This is a genomic window from Polaromonas sp. P1_G4, assembly GCF_056405475.1.
Map to the genome: position 1 here is coordinate 1 of NZ_JBFUCA010000193.1, position 7,384 is coordinate 7,384.

Annotated in this window: 6 protein-coding genes and 1 pseudogene; 2 read left to right on the forward strand and 5 right to left on the reverse strand. The window is 64.0% G+C overall.

Annotated elements, in window-relative coordinates; translation table 11 throughout:
- On the forward strand, positions 1-1,217 hold a 1,217-nt coding region (locus tag AC1D1X_RS11430), incomplete at its 5' end, for a mannitol dehydrogenase family protein (RefSeq protein WP_477698302.1).
- The gene (gene manD, locus AC1D1X_RS11435; RefSeq protein WP_457281192.1) at positions 1,214-2,425 is read left to right on the forward strand and encodes a D-mannonate dehydratase ManD; all 1,212 of its coding nucleotides are present in this window, start codon (positions 1,214-1,216) and stop codon (positions 2,423-2,425) included. The genes AC1D1X_RS11430 and manD, both read left to right, overlap by 4 nt.
- Before the next feature lie 135 nt (positions 2,426-2,560).
- Here manD and slmA read toward each other — a convergent pair whose 3' ends face one another.
- The 5 genes and pseudogenes from slmA to AC1D1X_RS11460 form a co-directional block, all read right to left on the reverse strand.
- Positions 2,561-3,205, reverse strand: a complete 645-nt coding sequence (slmA, locus tag AC1D1X_RS11440; protein WP_477668486.1) for a nucleoid occlusion factor SlmA — start codon at positions 3,203-3,205, stop codon at positions 2,561-2,563.
- A gap of 162 nt (positions 3,206-3,367) precedes the next feature.
- Entirely contained in the window at positions 3,368-4,825 is a 1,458-nt protein-coding gene (locus tag AC1D1X_RS11445; protein ID WP_477668925.1) for an ATP-binding protein, read from the reverse strand.
- A 107-nt stretch (positions 4,826-4,932) separates the two neighbouring features.
- Positions 4,933-5,637 (reverse strand): response regulator, encoded by a 705-nt coding sequence (locus AC1D1X_RS11450; protein ID WP_457281194.1) that lies wholly within the window; start codon positions 5,635-5,637, stop codon positions 4,933-4,935.
- A gap of 289 nt (positions 5,638-5,926) precedes the next feature.
- Positions 5,927-6,838: an acetylglutamate kinase gene (gene argB / locus AC1D1X_RS11455; protein WP_477698303.1), complete on the reverse strand. Its 912-nt coding sequence runs from the start codon at positions 6,836-6,838 to the stop codon at positions 5,927-5,929.
- Between the two features lie 107 nt (positions 6,839-6,945).
- A pseudogene (locus AC1D1X_RS11460) lies at positions 6,946-7,384 on the reverse strand (glycosyl transferase); the annotation flags it as partial.

Sequence of the window (7,384 nt, forward strand, 5' to 3'; positions counted from 1 at the left end):
GCACCGGGCTGGCCGACGCCATGGCCGCGCAGGACGGCCTGTATGCCGTGCAGGTTGCCAGCAGCACCGGCGTGCAGTGGCAGGTCGGCGGCGCCATCTGGCAAACCTGCGTGGCCGCCCGCGAGCCGGCGCAGGTGGTGCAGGCGCTGGCCGCGCCGTCTACCCGCTGGGTCACGTTGACGGTCACTGAAAAAGGCTACGCCCCGGAACTGGCCCAACTGCTGGTGCAGGGCCTGGCAGCCCGCCATACGGCGGGGCTGCCGGGGTTGACGCTGGCTTCCTGCGACAACCTGGCAAACAACGGCCGCAAGTTGCAGGCTTTGTGCGTCGATGCCGCACAAAAGGAAAATCCGGCGCTGGCGCAGTGGATCGGCACCGCCTGCGCCTTCCCGAACAGCATGGTGGACCGCATCGTGCCGGCCGCAACCGGCGAGCGCCTGGCCGCTGCCGGGCAGGCGCTCGGCGTGGCTGACCAGGCCGCACTGGGCACCGAAGCTTTCTGGGAATGGGTGATTGAACGCCGCTTTGCCGCCCCTGCGGACGGCGACGTGCTGGCGGCTGCCGGCGTCACGGTGGTGGATGATGTGGCGCCGTTTGAGGAAGCCAAATTGCGCATGCTCAACGGCAGCCACACGGCCATGGCCTGCATGGGCGCGGTAGCGGGCTGGCCTGTCGTCAGCGACTGCATCGCGCGGCCTGCAGTGCATCGCTTCATCCACGGCCTGATGACGCAGGAGATCGGCCCGCAGCTCAACCGCCCGGACTGGCCCGCCTACCGCGACGCGCTGCTGGCACGTTTTGCCAACCCCGAGCTGCAGCACAAGGTGCACCAGATCGCCACTGACAGTTCGCAGAAGATCCCGCAGCGCTGGGTGCCTTCGGTGGTCGATGCCCTGCATGCGGGCCAGCCCGTGGAACGGCTGGCTTTTGCAGGAGCAGCCTGGATGCGCTACCTGCGCGGCAGCGACGAGCAGGGGCAGCCCTACGCCATGAGCGACCCGATGGCCGAAACGCTGAAAGCCCTCGCGCTCGCCCATAGCGGTGACGCTGCAGCGACAGTGCAAGCCCTGGGTACGCTGCCGGCCATCTGGGGCGAGGCCCTGCCGCAGCAAGCGCGCTGGCTGGCCCGCATGACCCACTGGCTGGCCCAGATCAACCAGCGCGGCATGCTGGCCGCCCTGGACCAGCTTCACTCCCACCCCATCCGAACACCATGAAAATCACCAACGCCCGCGTCATCGTCTGCAGCCCCGGCCGCAATTTCGTCACCCTGAAAATAGAAACCGACGAAGGCCTGACCGGCATCGGCGACGCCACGCTCAACGGGCGCGAGCTGTCTGTCGTGAGCTACCTGACCGAGCATGTCATCCCCTGCCTGATCGGACGCGATGCGCACCAGATCGAGGACATCTGGCAGTACCTGTACAAGGGCGCTTACTGGCGGCGCGGCCCGGTCACCATGAGCGCGATCGCCGCAGTCGACACCGCCCTCTGGGACATCAAGGCCAAGGCCGCCAACATGCCGCTGTACCAGCTGCTGGGCGGAAAGAGCCGCACCGGCGTGATGGTCTACGGGCATGCCAATGGGAAAGACATTGCGCAGACCGTGGAAGAGGTGTTGCGCTACAAGGAGATGGGCTATCAGGCCATACGCGCGCAGAGCGGTGTGCCGGGCCTGGACAAGGTGTATGGCGTCGGCAAGGGCACGCTGTTTTACGAACCGGCTGATGCGGACCTGCCCAGCGAACACGACTGGAGCAGCGAAAAATACCTGCTGCACACCCCGAAGCTGTTCGACGCGGTGCGTACCGCCGTCGGGCCGGACATTCATTTGCTGCACGATGTGCATCACCGCCTGACACCGATCGAGGCGGGCCGGCTGGGCAAATCACTGGAGCCCTATCACCTGTTCTGGATCGAGGACGCGACGCCGGCCGAAAACCAGGAGGCTTTTCGCCTGATCCGCCAGCACACGACTACACCGCTGGCCGTAGGCGAGATTTTCAACACCATCTGGGACTGCAAGGACTTGATCCAGAACCAGCTGATCGACTACATCCGCGCGACGGTGGTGCATGCCGGCGGCATCACCCACCTGCGGCGCATTGCCGACTTTGCGGCGATGTACCAGGTACGCACGGGCTGCCACGGCGCGACCGATTTGTCACCGGTCTGCATGGGCGCAGCGCTGCACTTCGACACCTGGGTGCCCAATTTCGGCGTGCAGGAATACATGCGCCACACCGAGCAGACCGATGAGGTGTTTCCGCACAGCTATCGTTTTGACAAGGGCTTTATGCACTGCGGTGAAACGCCGGGGCATGGCGTGGAGATCGACGAGAAGCTCGCCGCGAAATACCCGTACCAGCGCGCCTACCTGCCGGTGAACCGCCTGCAGCACGACGGGACCCTCTGGAATTGGTAGATTGGTTCACCCCTATCGGACGCGCACTTCGTGTCGCGCCTTTTCCCCTTCCAGGGGACGGGCACCTGCGGCCGGGCAAAGCCCGTTCCGCGGCCCCCGCTTGAAGAAGAATTAGGCCCCTCTCTTGAGGCGGCGTTAGGCCAGGATCGTCGCGAGGCTGGCTTCGAGGTGTTCCGAGGGTAGGCGCTTGAAGCCGGAGCGGGCAAAGCGCTGCAGGCGGCCGACCATGAAGGCAACGATCACGGAGGCGCGAACTTGAGCGTCTACCGTGGGGGTCGCCGCGCCGCTGGCGGCCGCTGCGTCGCGCAGGCTTTGCTTGAGGCTGGACTCGAGCTTGTCGAAGAACTGGTTCATGCGCTCTTGCAGGCGGTCGTTTTCAAACACCAGCGCATCGCCCACCATCACGCGCGTCATGCCGGGGTTCTTTTCGGCAAACTGCAGAATCATGACCACCAGCTTGCGGGTGCGGGCTGAATGGTCGGGCTCACGTTCCCCAATCTGGTTGATCAGTGTGAAGACGCTTTGCTCGATGAATTCGATCAGGCCTTCGAACATCTGCGCCTTGCTGGCGAAATGGCGGTAAAGGGCGGCTTCGCTCACATCCAGCTTGGCTGCCAGGGCGGACGTCGTGATGCGCTCAGCGCCCGGCTGCTCCAGCATGGTGGCCAGCGCCTGAAGGATCTGGACCCGGCGCTCACCCGGTTTGGGGCGCTTGCGCACCGCAGGCTCGGCTGGCGTGACGTGCGGGCTCAATTCGGATTCAGACGCTAAGTCGGACATAGGCGATGAAGTAGGAAATGTTTCAAAAAACCGGGAATCGTTGCAATTGATTCTCGCACAGCCAGGTGACAGTTCGTCTCTCACCAGGCCCGGGTTTTCGCCCATGAGGCGAAGGCGCAACGTTCTGTTCCGTAACAGCAAGCGCTTACTGTGGTGGGCGAGCTACAAACTCAACCGAACCCGTAATCCGTACGGTCCGGCGGGGCCAGTCCCGGTGTGGTCCAGCTCCAGCTGCGAATGGTGAACCCGCGCGATTTCGCTGGCAATGGCCAGACCCAGGCCATTGCCCTCGCCCGCCGTCCCCTGCACCCGGTAAAAGCGCTGCAGCGCCATGCTGCGCTCGTCCGGGGCTATGCCAGGGCCGTCGTCTTCCACTTCCAGGAAGACGCCCCATCCCCGGTGCTCGGCGGCGGCGCCACCAGGACCCGGCTGTTTTGGCGTATCTGGCGCAGCGAAGCCGGCCGTCGGGCCACAGCGGATCGTGACCGTGCCGCCGGGCGGCGTGTATTTGACGGCGTTGTCCACCAGATTACCCAGCAGCTCGCGCAGCAGCCACTCGTAACCACTGACCTGTGCAGGCTGGGTTTCCAGCCCCAGGTCAATGCCCTTGCGCATGGCGGCATCCAGATGCAGCGGCAGAATGGATTCGCAGAGGTCTTTCAGGTCTACCCGCTGCATCGGCTGGGCGCCGGCGGCCGACGCATCGGCACGCGACAGCGCCAGCAGCTGGTTGGCCAGCTGCGACGTCCGGCGTGTGGCATTGCGCAGCTTGATGATTTTTTCGGCCGACAAGGTCACCGCCCCGTCCGAGCCCGCGGCCTCAGCCACTTTGGCCGCTTGCGCCCAGGCCTCGACCTGGGCCTGCAGCCCGGCCAGAGGCGTGCGCAGCTGGTGCGCGGCATCAGCCACAAACCGCCGCTGCCCCTCCGCCTGGTCGTTCACCAGGCCAAAAAGGCGGTTCAAGGCACTCACCAGCGGCTGGACCTCGGCTGGCGTAGCCAGCGGGTCGATGGCGCTCAAGTCGCGCGGGTTGCGGCGCTCCACCGCGTCCTTGAGCTCAATCAATGGCTTGAGTGCCCGCGTGACGGCCCAGTTGACGGCAAAACCTGCCGCCACGACCAGGATCAGGTTCGGCAGCAGCACCTTGAACAGCACGGAGCGCACCCATTGCTGGCGCGGGTCGGATCCATCCGCCAGCTGGACGATCAGCTCACCCACTGCAGTCTTCATGCGCTGCGCGGCAATCCGGTAGGTCACGCCGTTGTATTCGATGCTGTGGAATTCCGGCTCGTGCGTGGCCGGCAGCAGTTCGGGAATCCAGGGCTCACCGGCCAGAAAGTCGCCTTCGGCATCGGCGAGGCGAAAGCCGGCAAAGCCAGGCCGGCCCTTGAGGAAATCATCCACGGCGGGGGCCATCAGCAGCACCGGCGCACTTTCCGGGGTGGCGCCCGGCGCCACAACCGAATCGGCCAGCAGGGGAATCAGCCGGAGCAACTGCTGATCTTTTTGCAGGGCGACATCGCCGGCCGTCTGGTAGTCAAAGTAAATGCTCACCAGCGCAAAAGTCCCCAGCGGGAAAAGCAGCAGCAGCAGCAGCCGGCGCTGCAGGCCGGACTTCATGGCGGCAGGCACGAACGCGTTGCCGCCCGTGCGCGCAGCCAACGTACGCAGGCGGTTTTTCAGGCGAACGGCCCAGGACTGGCCGAAAGGGTTCATGCCTGCGCTGCCTATTCAGCGCCAGCGCTGGACGGCATCCCCGGGGAAACTTCCACCAGCTCCAGCCGGTAGCCAAAGCCGCGAATGGAGCGTACGGCTATGCCGTGCGGCTCCAGCTTGCCGCGCAAACGCGAGATATACACCTCAATGGCATTGGGCGTGATTTCCTTGTCCCAGCCCGTCATGGCCTGCAGCAGCTTGTCTTTGCTGGCCGGCTTGGGCGCGTGGATCAGCAAATACTCCATCACCGTCCATTCGCGCGGTCCGAGCTCAATCAGCTGGCCGTTGGCGCGGGCCTCGCGGTTGGCCGTGTCCAGCTCCAGCGCCCCAAAACTCAGTGTGGCGCTGGTGGCGGCCTGGGAGCGGCGCAGCAGCGCGCGCAGGCGCGCCAGCAACTCGGGCAGCTCAAACGGCTTGACCATGTAGTCATCTGCTCCCAGGTCCAGCCCCTGGACACGGTCCTGCAGCGCGTCGCGGGCCGTCAGGATGAGCACCGGCATGGCCATTCCGCCGCGGCGCAGGCGGCGCGTCAGTTCCAGCCCGTCAATGCGCGGCAGCCCGATGTCGATGATCGCCGCATCAAAGGTCTCGCCCTGCAGTACTTCCTCCGCGCGCTCGGCACTGCCGACCCAGTCAACGGCGTAGCCGGCGTCACTGAGCCCCAGCTTGATGCCGCTGGCCACCATCACGTCGTCTTCAACCAACAGGAGTCGCATAACGAATTGTCCGTTTCGTCATCAATGCCAATTGACCCCGCCTGAGGAGCGTCAATTCAGGAAAAAGCCGGTGCCGCTGCCTGATTTGGTTTTTGGTCTTGTTTTGGCCCGGTATCGGCTGCCAGTCTGCCRGACCGGCACTGTCGCCACCCTGACGGCAAAGGAAATACCCATATTTGCTATATTTTTTATAGCTGCTTACGCACACCCCATATGCCCTGGCGACCAATTTCATCAAAATCAGGGCGCCGCCCATCCGGACAGCCTTGGGCAGCCAGGAACGCCTGGATCAGTGCGAGCGGATCATGGTCCCGTAGGCCTGATCGGTCAGGATTTCCAGCAGCATGGCATGCGGCACCCGCCCATCGATGATGTGGACGGAATTCACGCCGCTTTTGGCCGCGTCCAGCGCGCCTTCGATTTTGGGCAGCATGCCGCCGGAAATCGTTCCGTCGGCAAACAGCTCGTCGATTTCGCGGGCGCTCAGGTCAGTCAGCAGCTCCCCGGCCTTGTTCAGTACGCCGGGGGTATTGGTGAGCAGCACCAGTTTCTCGGCCTTCAGCACGGTGGCCAGCTTGCCCGCCACCACGTCTGCATTGATGTTGTAGCTCTCGTTTTCCTCGCCAAACCCGATCGGGCTGATCACCGGAATGAAAGCGTCGTCCTGCAGCGCCTTGACCACGCTCGGGTCAATACTGACGATGTCGCCCACAAAGCCGATGTCGTGCTCCTTCGTCGGGTCATCCTTGTCGACCATCTTGAGCTTTTGCGCACGGATCAGGCCGCCATCGCGGCCCGTCAGGCCTACGGCCTTGCCGCCGGCCTGGTTGATCAGCCCGACGATGTCCTGCTGCACCTGGCCGGCCAGCACCCATTCCACGACTTCCATGGTCTCTTCATCAGTGACGCGCATGCCCTGGATGAAATGCCCCTTTTTGCCCAGGCGGTTCAGCGCCGCCTCAATTTGCGGGCCGCCGCCGTGCACCACCACCGGATTCATGCCCACCAGCTTGAGCAGCACCACGTCCTCCGCAAAATCAGCCTGCAGGGCCGGGTCCGTCATGGCGTTGCCGCCATATTTGATGACCAAGGTCTTGCCGTGAAACTTGCGGATGTAGGGCAGCGCCTGGGCCAKGATCTCGGCCTTGTCGCGTGGGCCTACATGGGAGAGGTCTGGGTCGTTGGCGGTATGGGTGGTCATTCGCGGGGCCTTGTCAGGGTGAAACAGGGAACAGGAACACAGGGAGCAGGTATTGCCGGGAAATATTGCCCGAATTGTGCCGCATCGCTGCGGCCAGCGTGCCGGCCTCAGCGACGCAGCCAGCGCGGAACCTTGAAACGGATGATCGCGATATAAAAACCGACATACGTCAACACAAACAGCGCGCAAAACATCATGAGGATCGAAGTCTCACGCCAGAACAGCACTGCCGGCACCACAGTCAGCAAGGTAAAGCTCCAGAGATAAGGTGACGTCCGGTTGTTGCGCATCAACATGCGCCGCGACTCGTCATCGAGGAACACACCACGCACCAGGCGGCGGTAGATCAGCTGAAGGAAATGCAGCGCATCCGCCACCCCGGGCGATCCGCCGCGCGCCAGCTAACGGTAGATCGAAAAAACAGCCTCCCAGACCGGAAACATGATCAACAGCATCGGAAACCACGGCGAAACCATCTGGTGGCGCTGCACCAGCAGTATGCAGGCGAGCGCGATCACAACACCCCAGAGATAGGCACCCCCATCC